The following is a 13,636-nucleotide window of genomic DNA, read 5'->3' as shown; positions in this document are numbered from 1 at the left end:
GTTTTTATTTGGAGCAGATATGTCGGCATGGAGGTTGGCCACTCACAACGAGGTGAGTGAAATATGGCAAATTCGAACACGCGCCATACTAAAGGGGTGTGCGAGCCACTATTCGCCCGACTTATTGGTGCGATGGAGTGGTGTCGAGATGCCTGTGCATTTCAGCAATGTTTTATTGAATAATCAGGCGATGGTATTGGTAGATGACAGCGACCAATTGATTGGTTTTGGCTTTATTGACCGCTCAAGTTCGAGCCTAGAAGCTTGTTTTGTCGATCCCTGTTTTATCGGTGAAGGTCATGGGAAATGCCTAGTCAGGGCTCTTGAGGCTCAGGCTATCGATGCTGGCTTAAACGCCTTGTCCCTGTCTGCATCACTTAATGCCGTGGTGTTTTATCAAGGGCTAGGCTACACGTTAGGGAATTTTTCACCTTGGGAGCATCCCGCAGGCTTTACGATAGACGCCTATGCCATGTATAAATCCTTAGTTTAAGGTTCGCTATATCGCGCGCGACTTTGTCACTAAGTTTTTGGCTATACCTTAGCAAGTTTTACGTTATAATCGACTCATTATTAGATGGTGGTCGTAGAGACGCGTACCGTTGCTGTCGTGGCTTGCTTTTTTGTGAAAGGCCTACCTCGATCTGACGCACATTGTTATACGTCCCAAAAATTTGGTTTGATTTAATGCCTGTAAACACAGATAAGCTTGCCCCTCTGACAATTCTTGCGCTCGATACCTGTACCGAGTCGTGTTCGGTTGCGCTGCGCCATCATGGACGAATCTATGCCCAGCAAGCGGACGCACCACGTGAACACAGCCAGCGTCTGTTACCTATGGTTGATGCCGTACTTACTGAGGCGCAACTTTCCCTGAGTGAAGTAGCCTTAATTGCCTATGGCCGCGGCCCAGGGAGTTTCACTGGTATTCGTATTTGTACCTCAATGACCCAAGGTTTAGCTTTAGGACAAGATCTTCCCGTTGTGGGCATTTCTACGTTGCAAGCGATGGCGCAAGCGGCGATGGATGAGCAAGGTGCTCAACAAGTGGTTGCCGCTATCGACGCGCGTATGGGCGAAGTGTATTGGGGAGAGTTTGTCTGTGAAGCAGGCATTGCCACGTTAGTGGGCCGTGAGCGAGTCTGTGCCCCTGATGCGGTGAGCCGCGATTTAAATTATCACTGTGAAGTGGTGGCTTGTGGAACAGGGTTTGACGCATACCCTGAGTTGGTTATTGACGGTATGACGATATCTAGCTTAGCTAAGTTTCCTGAGGCCAAGTATATGTTGACCTTAGCAGCGCTTGCTCATAGCAAGGGACTGTCGACCGATGTAGACGGTCTTGCTCCGGTATACCTCAGGGATACGGTTACCTGGAAAAAACTGCCTGGTCGCGAATAAATTGGTGTACGCTTAATTGTGGGCCAAGTGAACAACGGCAACATTGTTGTTAATAGGAGATGTTAATCGATGCAAGTACATACCGGGTCTGTCCTCCCCAGTGCTATGCACAGCGCAACAGCCATAAGTGATGCTATTGCGCCGGTTAACCATTCTCGTCCTGTCCTAGAAGCTGAACAGGCTCGAGCGCAGCAAGCACAACGACAACAAGTGTCTGTCGATGCTGAGGGACTAAATCGACAGACGGGCATTATCGCTAAGCAAGACTTGGATGCTAAACTGGATGCCAAGCTTGAATATGAGCGCAATACCCAGGCTAAACAGGGCGCCATATCAAGCTATTTGTTGAATGAACATGCGGAACAGCGTGAAGCGATCTCGCAAATGGTGGGTATCGATACCTACGCATGATCGATAGTTAACCATCATTAACAACGACCCACAACGCTATTTCCCCCTGCTTATTGGTTATAAAGTGTGGGGAATGTTACTACTTCAACATGAATGAACGGATACCTATGTCCATCGATTCACATCACACTCAACCCATGCACTCCCACCGCGCTCAGCACCTTAAAGCCTCAGGCTTACCCAGTCGAAGCCAATTTTTTATCGAGTTATTACTGGCAGTGGTATTGATCCGACTGCCATTTATCAGCGTGCCGTTTAAGTGGTTAGAGAGCTACTTTCATGAGCTATCTCATGGTTTGGCCACACTCTTTACCGGCGGCGCGGTTAGCCATATCCAACTTTTCCCTAACGGTGCTGGCCTCTGCTTTAGTCAAGGCGGCTGGCCGATTCTGATTGGTTTTTCAGGTTATTTTGGTGCAGCACTATGGGGCTATCTCATTTTTAATCTGGCGACATGGACGCGTGGGATTAAAGTGAGTTTAGCCTGTTTAGGTGGGGCTGTATTATTAACCGTCCTGTTTTGGGGCCGCGATCTGCTCACCATTGCTATTCTTGCTATGCTAGCCATTGTGTTTCTATTGCCGCTTAAATTGAGCCACAGTAAGGTTTTGACCATCTCGTTACGCATTATCGCCTTAATGGTGATGCTGAACGCGTTGGCAAGCCCAACTTATCTGCTGGGCTTAGGTCAAAAAGGTGATGCGGTGATGTTATCTCAGCACACTTGGATCCCAGCATGGATTTGGGTAGGAGTCTGGCTCTTAACCAGTTTGTTGATGTTGTGGTTATGCTGGCGACGAGTTGATGCGAATGCCGAATCAGCTACAAGGCGCAAATTGTAAATCAATGTTATTTTAAGTTTTATTTAGTCTTATAGACTGTTAGGTTTAGACTTTTCAGGGAGAATAATAATGAAGAAACAGACAATAGCAGCCGCAATCGTGTTCTCATCACTCTTGAGCAGCAATGCATTGGCACACGGTGATCTCAATCATGAAATGAGCGCCGCGTTAGGCAATGAATTAAGGCAAGCTAAAAACGTCACGCGCGACCAATATCGCCATCCTGGTGAGACATTGGCCTTTTTTGATATAAAACCTACCGATACCGTAATCGAGCTCTGGCCTGGTGGGCGTTGGTATGCTGAAATATTAGCCCCCTATTTAGCAAAAGAGGGCCACTATATTGGTGCAAATTTTGATGCGAACCCACCAGAAGATGTTAAGGCTCCTGCCTATCGCGTGCGCTTGGGTAAAGCACTTGATACCTGGATTAACGATAACCAAGACTCACTTGGCAAGGCATCTACCTTTGCTTTCGATCCGCCTCGTTTAATCAGTATGGGTGATAATAACAGTGCCGATGCAGTGCTGACTTTCAGAAATCTTCATAATTGGGCGATGGCTGGTCAACTTGAAGCGGTATTGGAATCTGCATATCAAGTGCTTAAACCCGGAGGGGTGCTAGGTGTCGTTGAGCATAGAGCAAAAGCAGGTATGGATGCCAAGTCCGGTTATATGCTGCAAGATGAGATGGTTGCCCTTGCTGAAAAAGTAGGCTTCTCATTGGTAGCTAGCAGTGAGATCAATGCTAATGCGGCAGATACTAAAGATCATCCCAAGGGGGTTTGGACCTTACCACCGAGTTTACGTTTAGGTGATCAAGATAAAGAAAAGTATTTGGCCATAGGTGAGAGTGATCGCATGACCTTAAAATTTGTGAAAAAATAACGATAAATGCCTGACAACAGATCTGCATTATGGCAGTCTAGCGGCCCCGAAAATGAGGTAGTCATCGCGCTACCTCATATTCGTTTGGGGGCCAGATTGTGGGGGGATGACGGCAAACCTTTGCTGCTCGCACTGCACGGTTGGTTAGACAATGCCAATAGTTTTGAACCATTGGCTGCGCACCTCAAGGATTATCAGCTGCTGGCCATAGACTGGCCTGGTCATGGTTTTTCGGCCCATAGACCCGGTGCATATCCGCTGCACTGGATTGATTACCTTTATGACTTAGAGATGCTGATTGACCACCTGTCTAGTCAAACATCGATTCATGCCGTAATAGGGCACTCCTTAGGAGGCATTGTCGCATCGGCCTACAGTGCAGCATTTGCTAATAAGGCACCTTATTGGGTGTTTATTGAGGCCGCGAGTCCATTGGTTGAATCTGCGGATAAGAGCAAAGCACGATTAGTTCGTAGTTTCGCTATGCATCGTAAAATGGCTCTTAGCGAACGTCAACAACCGTTGTATACCACCTCTGATAGCGCTATTACAGCGCGCCATCGTTTGACAGGGCTGGACAGGGTCTGGTGCCAATTATTGATTGAGCGCAATATGCAGCGAGTAAATGGGGGCGTGCAATGGCGCAGCGACCCAAGGTTAAAGCTAGACTCTCCAATGCGTTTAAACCTCGAACATGTGACGGGATTGATGCGCGATCATCAAGCCAATGTATTGCTGATAAGCGCCAATGAGGGTTACAAAATAGCGCCAGATATCGCAGAGCAAGTTAAAAGTTGGTATGGAAAATTGTCGCATGTGGCTCTTGATGGTGATCATCATCTGCATATGGGCAACAGTAAAATGGTCGCTGAGCAAATTAATGCATTTATTGCGTGATTTAGCTCGAGACAATGAATCGTAAAAGGATGATAAAATTGGGCTAGGATTTTTGCTCTAATTATGTGATGATGATCAAAATTAAAACGCCCGTATGATTTTTGGGCGTTACTTACAATATTTATAAGTCAGTGTTTAGTTTCCCGTTTTGGAAATGATTAGCGAACGGATGCGTTTGCAATAACTCTGCTTGGGGATTTAGGAGAGACTAGTGGAACAGCTTTGGACGAACAATTTACCCGACGATGTGCCATCCGTTATCGATGCAGAACAATACAGCTCATTGATCGATCTGTTTGAAAGCTCGGTAAGCAAATATGCTGATCAGCCTGCTTTTGTCAATATGGGTGCCATGCTGACTTACCGTAAACTTGAAGAGCGAAGCCGAGCATTTGCGGCGTATTTGCAAAACGAGCTTAAGTTGGAGAAGGGCGATCGTGTTGCGATTATGATGCCAAACCTGCTGCAATATCCCATTGCTCTGTTTGGTATTTTGCGTGCAGGCATGGTGGTCGTTAACGTTAATCCGCTGTATACCCCACGTGAACTTAAACATCAGCTAAATGATTCTGGTGCCAAGGCGATTGTCGTGGTGTCTAATTTTGCCCATACCCTAGAGCAAGTCGTTGATCAAACGTCTGTAGAAAGCGTGATATTAACCGGTCTTGGTGATCTGTTGAGTGCGCCAAAACGCACCTTAGTTAACTTCGTGGTGAAGTACATTAAGAAAATGGTGCCTAAGTATCACTTGCCTCATGCCCTATCGATGCGTCAATCATTGTCTAAAGGACGCCGTTTGCAATATGTTAAACCTACGGTGACCAAAGATGATATTGCCTTTTTGCAATACACTGGTGGTACGACAGGTGTATCAAAAGGTGCCATGCTAACGCACGGCAACATTGTTAGTAATTTATTACAGGCCGATGCGGCTTATTCGCCACTATTAGTCGATGGTAAAGAGTTTGTGGTGACGGCATTGCCGCTTTATCACATCTTTGCTTTGACGGTTAACTGTTTGCTGTTTTTGCACAAAGGTGCAAATAATCTATTGATTACTAATCCGCGTGATATTCCGGCGTTTGTATCAGAATTAAAGAAGCATCCTTTTACGGCATTAACCGGGGTAAACACCTTATTTAATGCGTTAGTGAATTCAGAGGAGTTTAAAGGGCTAAACTTTGACAACTTGAAGCTGTCAATTGGCGGTGGCATGGCTGTGCAGCGAGCGGTAGCGGATAAGTGGCAAGGGATCACTAAGACTAAACTATTAGAAGGTTATGGCTTAACTGAAGCCTCACCATTGGTGACATGCTGCCCTTATAACTTAGCGGGTTACAATGGGTCAATTGGCTTCCCTGTGGCCAATACCGATATGCAAGTTCGTGATGAGGAAGGGAATGTATTAGCCCAAGGGGAAACCGGAGAGCTGTTTGCCAAAGGGCCTCAAGTGATGAAAGGCTACTGGCAACGTCCTGAGGAAACGACGAAAGTCATTGACGCCAACGGTTACCTAGCAACTGGTGATATTGGCTATATGGATGAGAAAGGTTTCTTTTTTATCGTCGATCGTAAAAAAGATATGATTCTGGTCTCTGGATTTAATGTATTTCCAAATGAGGTCGAAGAGGTCGTAGCACTGCATCCTAAAGTGCTTGAAGTTGCCGCCGTTGGTGTGCCCCATGAAGCAAGCGGTGAGCTCGTAAAGATTTTTGTGGTCGCTTCTGATAAATCTTTAACCGAAGAGCAGCTTATTAAGCACTGTCGTCATCATTTGACGGGATATAAAATTCCTAAGCTGGTAGAATTTAGGGATGAGTTACCTAAAACCAACGTCGGTAAAATCTTAAGACGTGAGTTACGCGATGAGGCCAAATCTGCGTAATTATAATATTTAGGTTCCAAACGACCATTTGGTTATCTCAAAACCGGCTGATTAAGCCGGTTTTTTTATAGCTAAAAAAGAAGTGCTGGGGAGATAAGATTGTTAACGTTTCAATATATTGAAGATGATGCAAGTTTAGCGAAGCTTGTTGAGCAATATCGTCAGGCGAGTGTCTTAGTGTTAGATACTGAATTTGTACGGACTCGGACCTATTATGCACAATTAGGCTTAATTCAAGTCTACGATGGTCAGTCGTTAGCGTTAATCGATCCCGTTGCGATAAGTGATCTTAGTGGTTTTTGGGCGCTGCTTGAACGAGATGACATGGTCACTGTACTGCACTCCTGTAGTGAAGACTTAGAGGTATTAGCCCGCTATGGCCAATGCCAGCCCAAAGTGTTGTTTGATAGCCAGATTGCTGCAGCACTATGCGGCTTAGGCCATGGGCTAGGTTATGCAAAGTTGGTGGAACATTGCTTAGAGGTGTCACTGGATAAAGGCGAGTCTCGTACCGATTGGCTAAAGCGCCCACTGTCTGATGCACAGTTGCATTATGCGGCTAACGATGTTGAATATCTCTATCAACTCTATCCACAATTAGTTGATAAGCTCAATGCAACCGATCGCTTAGCATGGGTTTACGAAGAAGGAGAACGGATGACCCAAGGGCGGCTCGATGCCCCTGATGGTGAGACGGCTTATCTCAAAGTTAAAAATAGTTTCCAGTTGTCGCCTAAGCAGTTGGCCTACCTTAAAGTGTTGGCAAAATGGCGCTTAGACAAAGCATTAGAGAAAGATTTAGCGCTTGGTTTTGTTATTAAAGATCATGCCCTGATTGCGTTGGCGAAGAAACAGCCGAAAACCAGTGGCGATATCTTCAGAATGACCGAACTGACTGAGCAGGAAAAGCGTGTCCACGCTAAAGCCATTGTCGCTATTCTGGCTACGGCAGATCTGGATAATTTACCAAAAGCGATTGATGTGATCGCGTTAAAGCCAGGTTATAAGTCAGCGTTTAAGACGATTAAAACTGCGTTACAAGCCGTTGCAGAAGCGCAAGATGTCCCAATGGAGCTGATTGGTTCTAAGCGTCATATCCATGAGTTTTTGCAATGGATTTGGGACGACAAAGCTGGCGAAAAGCCACTTTTACTGAGCGGCTGGCGCAGTGAACTAGTGGAAACAATACTTATGTCTCTTGAACTCTAACAACAAAAAAGCCCTCTTATGAGGGCTTTTTAATTTTACAAACTGTCAGTTATTTCTCTGGCAACGTCACATTAAGCTCAAGTACTGAGAGTTTATCGTCATTTTGATCGAGTTGCACAGACACTTGGTCGGTGTCGATCTGCACATATTTACGGATCACCTCGATGATCTCTTGCTTCATTGCAGGAAAGTAATCGGGTGCATCACGCTCACCACGTTGGTGTGCCACGATGATCTGCAGCCGCTCTTTTGCTGTGACGGCCGTGGTGGGTGCTTTTTTTGTTTTAAAGTAATCGAGTAGAGACATAATTAGCTACCAAATATCCTTTTTAGGAATCCTTTTTTCTCTTCGTTGACGAAACGCATCTCAACCTCTTCACCAGTAAGACGTGCTACTGCATCGCTATAGGCTTTACCTGCATCACTTTCTTGATCTATGATCACTGGGATACCTGAGTTTGATGCTTTTAACACCGCTTGAGATTCTGGGATGACGCCCAGCAAGGGAATAGCCAAAATTTCCTCAACATCAGCGACGCTCAACATCTCACCTGTGGCAACACGAGCTGGGGAGTAGCGAGTCAGCAATAGGTATTCATTTACAGGCGCTAACCCCTCTTCTGCACGCTTAGACTTACTCTGTAACATGCCTAAGATTCTGTCTGAGTCACGCACTGAGCTGACTTCTGGGTTTGTGGTAACGATTGCAGTGTCGGCAAAGTAAAGTGCCATCATCGCACCGGTCTCAATACCTGCAGGCGAGTCACAGATAATGTACTCGAAATCTTTACCTAAATTCTCTAGGACGCGTCCGACACCTTCTTTGGTTAACGCATCTTTATCGCGAGTTTGCGATGCAGGCAGTACAAAAAGGTTTGGGGTACGTTTATCTTTAATTAGCGCCTGGTTGAGATTCGCTTCACCATTAATGACGTTGACAAAATCGTAAACCACACGGCGTTCACAGCCCATAATCAGGTCGAGATTACGTAATCCGATATCAAAATCGACAACGACGGTTTTATGCCCTTTTAATGCCAGCCCAGTTGCGATTGCCGCGCTTGAAGTGGTTTTACCCACTCCACCTTTACCTGAGGTGACAACAATAATTTGTGCCATTTATAATATATCCTTTTGTTTTTATAGCGATAATGTTTCGGCGGTGAGCGCGTCACCCGCTAATCGAATACAACCGCTTTTACTCGTGGCGTGAGCCTGAAGATTTTCGGTTAACCAATATTGTCCCGCAATGGAGACAAGTTCGGCATCTAATGATTGCGCGATAATTACGGCGTTTTTATCACCATTGGCTCCCGCCATCGCTTTACCTCTTAGATTACCGTATATGTGTATGCTGCCGTCAGCAATCACTTCGGCACCGTTCCCTACGGCACCAACAATGATCAGGTCACCATTTTGCGCATAGATCTGTTGGCCTGAACGAACATTCTGTCTAACGATTTTAGTGGTTTTTGGCAATTGGGGCTGAGTTTCACTCTGCTTCCCCGATTTGATGATGGCTAAGCCTAGCGCTTTTGCTTGCTTGATCAACGCTGTTGGTGCACTTGTCACGCCAACAATAACCAGTTGGCGGGAAATCAGTAAATCTTTTAGCCCAGCAAGGTTATAGTTTGCATCTGTGATGGCGCCAAGATTGACCACGAGCGGAGCGCCAATAAAAAACTGTGGGGCAATGGCCAGCTTACTATCGAGCTCATTGGCTACCGCTGCTAAATCAGTATGATTGATATGGATCACTGACAGCGTAAAAGAGGAGCCTTTTAATTCGAGGCTAGGTTTCTGCATTCCTAAATTTGCTCTTTATAAATTAAACCGACTAAAGCCAGTTCGTTATTATTATAATCCCAATGGCCCATGTTATAGTGTGCCGTATTAGCTGGCAAGTTGAATAAACTGGAAATTTACCTCGATATGATCTGTGCTGTATATAAGAGTCGATTAAAAGCGGATAGCTACCTTTTTGTAGAAAAACGCAATGATTTTGAGCGAGTGCCTGAGGCGTTGATGGCGATGTTTGGCGCACCGCAATTGGTGATGATGTTGCCTTTAGATAAACGTCAGCATCTTGGTTTAGCGGATATAAACAAAGTTAAAGTTGAACTAGAGCAGAAGGGGTATTATCTTCAATTACCTCCACCTCCTATTAATCTACTCGAAGAATACAAAAAAGAGATAGGTTATAGTAGAGACTAGTTGGCAATTAGGATAGTGCATGTTTTTAAGAATCGTAATACTGACATCGTTAATCATTAGTACTAGTTTAACGACGACCCAGGCGCAGGAGCGTCAGAGTTTTGATGACTACCTCAACGAGCTAAAAGCGCAAGCGCTGCAAGAGGGGGTGGCACAGGCGACTATCGATCAGCTATTTCCTCAAATTAAATTGTTTAAAAAAGCGGTGGTCAATCAAGATGAAGCATCATCGCCGCAAACCCTCGAACAATATCTTCCCAATGCGGTCTCTGAGTCATTGGTTGCGAACGCTCGACAGCTGTATGCGGGCCACAAAGCTCAGTTTGATAAGTTAGGTAAACAATATGGGGTACAACCTCGTTTTGTGATCGCGTTTTGGGGCATAGTTTCTCAGCTCGGAGCGGATGTTGGCGATTATCCTGTATTAAGTGTGACCGCTTCTCATGCTTACCGAGACGATGATGCTGCGTCAAATCTATCTCAGTTTTTTGAGGCATTAGCGTTAATAGAGTCCCGTGGGCTCAAGTATCATAACTTACTTAGCACTTGGTCAGGTCGTATGGGCTTTGCTCATTTTACAGTGAGTGAGTTTGCAAAGCATGCAATTGATGGTAATGGCGACAGTGCTATCGATATTTGGACCAACCTTGATGATGCATTTGCCTCAACGGCAACCTTGCTTAAAAAAGCGGGATGGAACGATCAGGCAACTTGGGGGCGACAAGTTCAAGTCCCAGCTGACATAGATAACAACCTGATTGGCATTGAGACTAAGCGAACGTTCGCTCAGTGGCAGGAAAGCGGCGTGACTCGCTTCGATGGCTCAGCCTTACCGAATGTACCTGGTATGCAAATGTCACTTATCATGCCTGAGGGGATTAGTAGCCGAAAATATTTGGTGTATGACAATTATAGGGCGCTATTGAGCTATAACCCCTCGGACTATTTTGCATTGTCAGTCACCTATCTCTCCGAGCGGATAAAGTATCCGGCCATTAAATAGTGTACACTAGCCTGCGTTTGCAGGCTTTTTTATAGAATCGAGAATCATGTCGTTTTGGAAAGAAAAAACATTAGCCCAATTGACGAGCGAAGAGTGGGAGTCGCTGTGCGATGGGTGTGGTAAATGTTGTTTAAACAAGGTTATCGATGACGAGACCGAAGAACTCTACTACACCAATGCCGCGTGTAAGCTATTAGATCCCATTCAGTGCCAATGTCAGCAGTATGAGGAACGTTTTACCTTGGTGCCAGGCTGCACTAAGGTAACGCTTGATAATATTGCATCCTTAACCTGGTTGCCTGATAGTTGTGCTTATCGACGTATATACCACGGGCGAGACCTACCAAGTTGGCATCCTTTACTTGCCGGTGACAAACAGCAGATGCATGCCAAAGGGATGTCTACTCAGAATAAGATAGTGAATGAGACCAAAGTTAAATACTTAGAAGATCATATTGTGTTGTGGCCGCTTAAAGATTGCGACTAACAAGGTCTTGAACATTGGAAACAAAAAACGCCCAGTTGGGCGTTTTTTGTTGAGAGTTATCTGCTCATGTCATAGCATTTGTTTAACTCTTTTTGCCTTTGTGACCGATAAAGCAGGCAGAATAAATAAAGCTAGGGCGAGCAGGTAACCGGTAAAGGCGACCACCATCCATTGTCCCATCGTGACACCGAACATCTCCCAAGGTACATCACTGCACATACCTGTCGGCATGAATACCGATGGCAGCCACTCGTGTAGTGGCATCCAGCTAGGGAATTCTGGCAGGAAAGAGCAAGTGGAGAATGGTGATGGATTGGTTTGCATCTCCACCAATTCAAGCGCTATCTGTAGTCCCCATGAGGCGCTAATACCCCATAACAAAATACCTGCAAACCTAAATAAGCGATTAGCATACCCCAGCATGCCGATAAGGCCCGCTCCTAATATACCCATTACAGCAACACGCTGGTAGATACACATGACACAAGGGTCTAACTTCATGACGTATTGAAAGAAAAGGGCACACAGCTCTAACGTCAATGCACTGGCAAACAGGATAAGCCAGGCTAGGCGAGATTGTGCGAATCGGGTTAATGCGCTCAAAAAGATTCTCCTATAAAAAAACGCCTCTAACTACTAGAGGCGTTTTTAAGACTTTACGAAACTACAATAGTTCAGTCAATCAACAAATTAATGACCCGATGCGGCAGCACCAGCAGCTTCCGCTGCAGAGTGGTGGATTAACATATGAGAGTCATAGAAATACTGTGTCATGTCACTCAAGAAGCCAGTCTCAATGGTCAGAACACCAACGATGGATAACACGATAGTGTATGGCAATGCCATCCATACCATACGCCCATAAGATAGCCTAATTAATGGTGCTATAGCCGAGGTGAGTAAGAATAGGAATGCCGCTTGTCCGTTTGGCGTGGCGACTGAGGGTAGGTTAGTACCAGTGTTAATCGCAACGGCAAGTAAGTCGAACTGATCGCGAGTGATCTGACCATCTAACAGTGCTGCTTTCACTTCATTAATGTAGACCGTACCAACAAATACGTTGTCACTAACCATAGATAACAAGCCGTTAGCAATATAGAAAATCACTAACTGTGTATTACCTTCATAGCTCAATGCCCACTGAATGACTGGTGCAAAAAGCTGCTGATCAATAATCACGCCTACAATGGCAAAGAAAACGGCCAACAGAGCCGTGAACGGCAGGGCTTCTTCAAATGCTTTACCTAAGGCGTGTTCATTGGTGACACCATTGAAAGCTGTAGTAATAATGATCACCGATAGACCAATAAGACCCACAGATGCCAAATGGAACGCGAGTCCGACGATTAACCAAACACCGACTAGCGCTTGAATTAACAGCTTCATCTTATCGTGCTTGGTGCGGCGTACATCTTCATATGACGCATAATCAGATAAAATCTTATGTACCGCTTCTGGTAGTTGACGACCATAGCCAAAGACTTTGAATTTTTCTACCAAGAAGCAGGTGGCTACGCCGGCAAAAAATACAGGTATGGTTACTGGGCCCATACGCAGCGCAAATTCAGCAAATTGCCAGTTGGCTTGGGCGGCAATAATCAAGTTTTGTGGTTCACCGACCATGGTACAAACACCACCCAGTGCAGTACCGACACCAGCGTGCATTAATAGGTTACGCAAAAAACCACGAAATGCTTCTAGCTCATCTTCACAAAGAGAGTGTCCTTCACCATGTGAGTCTGAGGTGTGGTCGTGATCATCTGAAAAGTTCTTTCCTGATGCAACTTTATGATAAATAGAGTAAAAACCAACCGCTACTGCAATGATAACTGCAATTACGGTTAGCGCATCGAGGAAAGCAGATAGGAACGCAGATGCGACACAGAACATCAAGGACACAACCACTTTCGAGCGTATCTTGGTGATCATCTTAGTGAAGACAAACAGCAATAGCTGTTTCATGAAGTAGATACCTGCCACCATAAAGATCAGCAGTAGTAAAACTTCTAAGTTGGCTTCAATCTCATGTAATACTTGGCTGGGCGATGTCATCCCAATAAATACAGCCTCAATGGCGAGCAAGCCACCAGGTTGTAGCGGGTAGCATTTTAATGCCATAGCTAAGGTAAAAATGAATTCAATAACCAACAACCATCCTGCTACAAATGGGTCAATATAGAAAACAATTGGGTTGATCACTAGAAATGTTAAAATTGCGATTTTGAACCACTTAGGAGAATTTCCTAAGAAGTTATCAATAAACGCCTGACTCATGGTCACAGGCATGGCACCCTCTCAAATGTATAATTATTTTTTGATAGAAAGTTAACGAACAGTTCGCTGTTTGGTTCAGTGTAGCTTAATGATTCAATTAATTTAATACCTTTGTGTGATCTAAT

At 45.1% G+C, this 13,636-nt stretch carries 16 protein-coding genes; 11 read left to right on the top strand and 5 right to left on the bottom strand.

Annotated elements, in window-relative coordinates; all coding sequences use genetic code 11:
• The first annotated feature begins 19 nt into the window (after positions 1-19).
• The 8 genes from L876_RS22255 to rnd all read left to right on the top strand — a co-directional run bounded on the left by L876_RS22255 (position 20) and on the right by rnd (position 7,533).
• Positions 20-493: a GNAT family N-acetyltransferase gene (locus tag L876_RS22255; RefSeq protein WP_081730608.1), complete on the top strand. Its 474-nt coding sequence runs from the start codon at positions 20-22 to the stop codon at positions 491-493.
• Positions 494-687: 194 nt separating this feature from the next.
• The gene (tsaB, locus tag L876_RS0100880) at positions 688-1,401 is read left to right on the top strand and encodes a tRNA (adenosine(37)-N6)-threonylcarbamoyltransferase complex dimerization subunit type 1 TsaB (protein ID WP_028762048.1); all 714 of its coding nucleotides are present in this window, start codon (positions 688-690) and stop codon (positions 1,399-1,401) included.
• Positions 1,402-1,470: 69 nt separating this feature from the next.
• The gene (locus L876_RS0100875) at positions 1,471-1,812 is read left to right on the top strand and encodes a hypothetical protein (protein WP_028762047.1); all 342 of its coding nucleotides are present in this window, start codon (positions 1,471-1,473) and stop codon (positions 1,810-1,812) included.
• Between the two features lie 107 nt (positions 1,813-1,919).
• Entirely contained in the window at positions 1,920-2,654 is a 735-nt protein-coding gene (locus tag L876_RS0100870; RefSeq protein WP_081730607.1) for a M50 family metallopeptidase, read from the top strand.
• 69 nt (positions 2,655-2,723) lie between these two features.
• Positions 2,724-3,542: a class I SAM-dependent methyltransferase gene (locus L876_RS0100865; RefSeq protein WP_028762045.1), complete on the top strand. Its 819-nt coding sequence runs from the start codon at positions 2,724-2,726 to the stop codon at positions 3,540-3,542.
• Between the two features lie 6 nt (positions 3,543-3,548).
• The gene (locus L876_RS0100860) at positions 3,549-4,439 is read left to right on the top strand and encodes an alpha/beta hydrolase (RefSeq protein ID WP_028762044.1); all 891 of its coding nucleotides are present in this window, start codon (positions 3,549-3,551) and stop codon (positions 4,437-4,439) included.
• 211 nt (positions 4,440-4,650) lie between these two features.
• Positions 4,651-6,324, top strand: coding sequence for a long-chain-fatty-acid--CoA ligase FadD (gene fadD, locus L876_RS0100855; protein WP_028762043.1), 1,674 nt, complete (start codon positions 4,651-4,653; stop codon positions 6,322-6,324).
• Between the two features lie 99 nt (positions 6,325-6,423).
• Positions 6,424-7,533 (top strand): ribonuclease D, encoded by a 1,110-nt coding sequence (gene rnd, locus L876_RS0100850; protein ID WP_028762042.1) that lies wholly within the window; start codon positions 6,424-6,426, stop codon positions 7,531-7,533.
• Positions 7,534-7,582: 49 nt separating this feature from the next.
• Here the strand turns inward: rnd and minE are convergent, their stop codons facing one another.
• Genes minE through minC form a run of 3 tightly spaced genes read right to left on the bottom strand, consistent with a single transcriptional unit; the run spans position 7,583 to position 9,339 of the window.
• Entirely contained in the window at positions 7,583-7,840 is a 258-nt protein-coding gene (gene minE / locus L876_RS0100845; protein ID WP_028762041.1) for a cell division topological specificity factor MinE, read from the bottom strand.
• Between the two features lie 2 nt (positions 7,841-7,842).
• Complete coding sequence (gene minD / locus L876_RS0100840; protein WP_028762040.1) at positions 7,843-8,652, bottom strand: septum site-determining protein MinD; 810 nt, start codon at positions 8,650-8,652, stop codon at positions 7,843-7,845.
• A 21-nt stretch (positions 8,653-8,673) separates the two neighbouring features.
• Positions 8,674-9,339, bottom strand: coding sequence for a septum site-determining protein MinC (minC, locus tag L876_RS0100835; RefSeq protein WP_028762039.1), 666 nt, complete (start codon positions 9,337-9,339; stop codon positions 8,674-8,676).
• A 126-nt stretch (positions 9,340-9,465) separates the two neighbouring features.
• On the opposite strand from minC, the gene L876_RS0100830 reads away from it, so the two are divergent.
• The 3 genes from L876_RS0100830 to L876_RS0100820 are packed head-to-tail and all read left to right on the top strand — an operon-like array spanning position 9,466 to position 11,237.
• Positions 9,466-9,747, top strand: coding sequence for a YcgL domain-containing protein (locus L876_RS0100830; RefSeq protein WP_028762038.1), 282 nt, complete (start codon positions 9,466-9,468; stop codon positions 9,745-9,747).
• Between the two features lie 19 nt (positions 9,748-9,766).
• Complete coding sequence (locus L876_RS0100825; RefSeq protein WP_028762037.1) at positions 9,767-10,750, top strand: lytic murein transglycosylase; 984 nt, start codon at positions 9,767-9,769, stop codon at positions 10,748-10,750.
• A gap of 46 nt (positions 10,751-10,796) precedes the next feature.
• On the top strand, positions 10,797-11,237 hold the full coding sequence (locus L876_RS0100820; RefSeq protein ID WP_028762036.1) for a YcgN family cysteine cluster protein: 441 nt from the start codon (positions 10,797-10,799) through the stop codon (positions 11,235-11,237).
• A 69-nt stretch (positions 11,238-11,306) separates the two neighbouring features.
• Here L876_RS0100820 and dsbB read toward each other — a convergent pair whose 3' ends face one another.
• Positions 11,307-11,840, bottom strand: coding sequence for a disulfide bond formation protein DsbB (gene dsbB, locus L876_RS0100815; RefSeq protein WP_028762035.1), 534 nt, complete (start codon positions 11,838-11,840; stop codon positions 11,307-11,309).
• 87 nt (positions 11,841-11,927) lie between these two features.
• Positions 11,928-13,523 carry a sodium/proton antiporter NhaB gene (nhaB, locus tag L876_RS0100810; RefSeq protein WP_028762034.1) on the bottom strand — a complete coding sequence of 532 codons (1,596 nt, stop codon included), beginning with the start codon at positions 13,521-13,523 and terminating at the stop codon, positions 11,928-11,930.
• Positions 13,524-13,636: the final 113 nt, after the last annotated feature.

The sequence above is a fragment of the Shewanella colwelliana ATCC 39565 genome (genome assembly GCF_000518705.1).
GTDB classification, from domain to species: Bacteria; Pseudomonadota; Gammaproteobacteria; order Enterobacterales; family Shewanellaceae; genus Shewanella; species Shewanella colwelliana.
This window is presented reverse-complemented; position numbering and strand designations above follow the sequence as displayed.

Bases quoted from the DNA above. Each gene is read 5' to 3' on its own strand.
- L876_RS0100820 (WP_028762036.1), top strand. From the start codon at position 10,797: ATGTCGTTTTGGAAAGAAAAAACATTAGCCCAATTGACGAGCGAAGAG.
- L876_RS0100865 (WP_028762045.1), top strand. From the start codon at position 2,724: ATGAAGAAACAGACAATAGCAGCCGCAATCGTGTTCTCATCACTCTTG.
- L876_RS0100875 (WP_028762047.1), top strand. From the start codon at position 1,471: ATGCAAGTACATACCGGGTCTGTCCTCCCCAGTGCTATGCACAGCGCA.
- L876_RS0100825 (WP_028762037.1), top strand. From the start codon at position 9,767: ATGTTTTTAAGAATCGTAATACTGACATCGTTAATCATTAGTACTAGT.
- L876_RS0100870 (WP_081730607.1), top strand. From the start codon at position 1,920: ATGTCCATCGATTCACATCACACTCAACCCATGCACTCCCACCGCGCT.
- L876_RS0100830 (WP_028762038.1), top strand. From the start codon at position 9,466: ATGATCTGTGCTGTATATAAGAGTCGATTAAAAGCGGATAGCTACCTT.
- minE (WP_028762041.1), bottom strand. From the start codon at position 7,840: ATGTCTCTACTCGATTACTTTAAAACAAAAAAAGCACCCACCACGGCC.
- nhaB (WP_028762034.1), bottom strand. From the start codon at position 13,523: ATGCCTGTGACCATGAGTCAGGCGTTTATTGATAACTTCTTAGGAAAT.
- L876_RS22255 (WP_081730608.1), top strand. From the start codon at position 20: ATGTCGGCATGGAGGTTGGCCACTCACAACGAGGTGAGTGAAATATGG.
- L876_RS0100860 (WP_028762044.1), top strand. From the start codon at position 3,549: ATGCCTGACAACAGATCTGCATTATGGCAGTCTAGCGGCCCCGAAAAT.
- minD (WP_028762040.1), bottom strand. From the start codon at position 8,652: ATGGCACAAATTATTGTTGTCACCTCAGGTAAAGGTGGAGTGGGTAAA.
- tsaB (WP_028762048.1), top strand. From the start codon at position 688: ATGCCTGTAAACACAGATAAGCTTGCCCCTCTGACAATTCTTGCGCTC.
- minC (WP_028762039.1), bottom strand. From the start codon at position 9,339: ATGCAGAAACCTAGCCTCGAATTAAAAGGCTCCTCTTTTACGCTGTCA.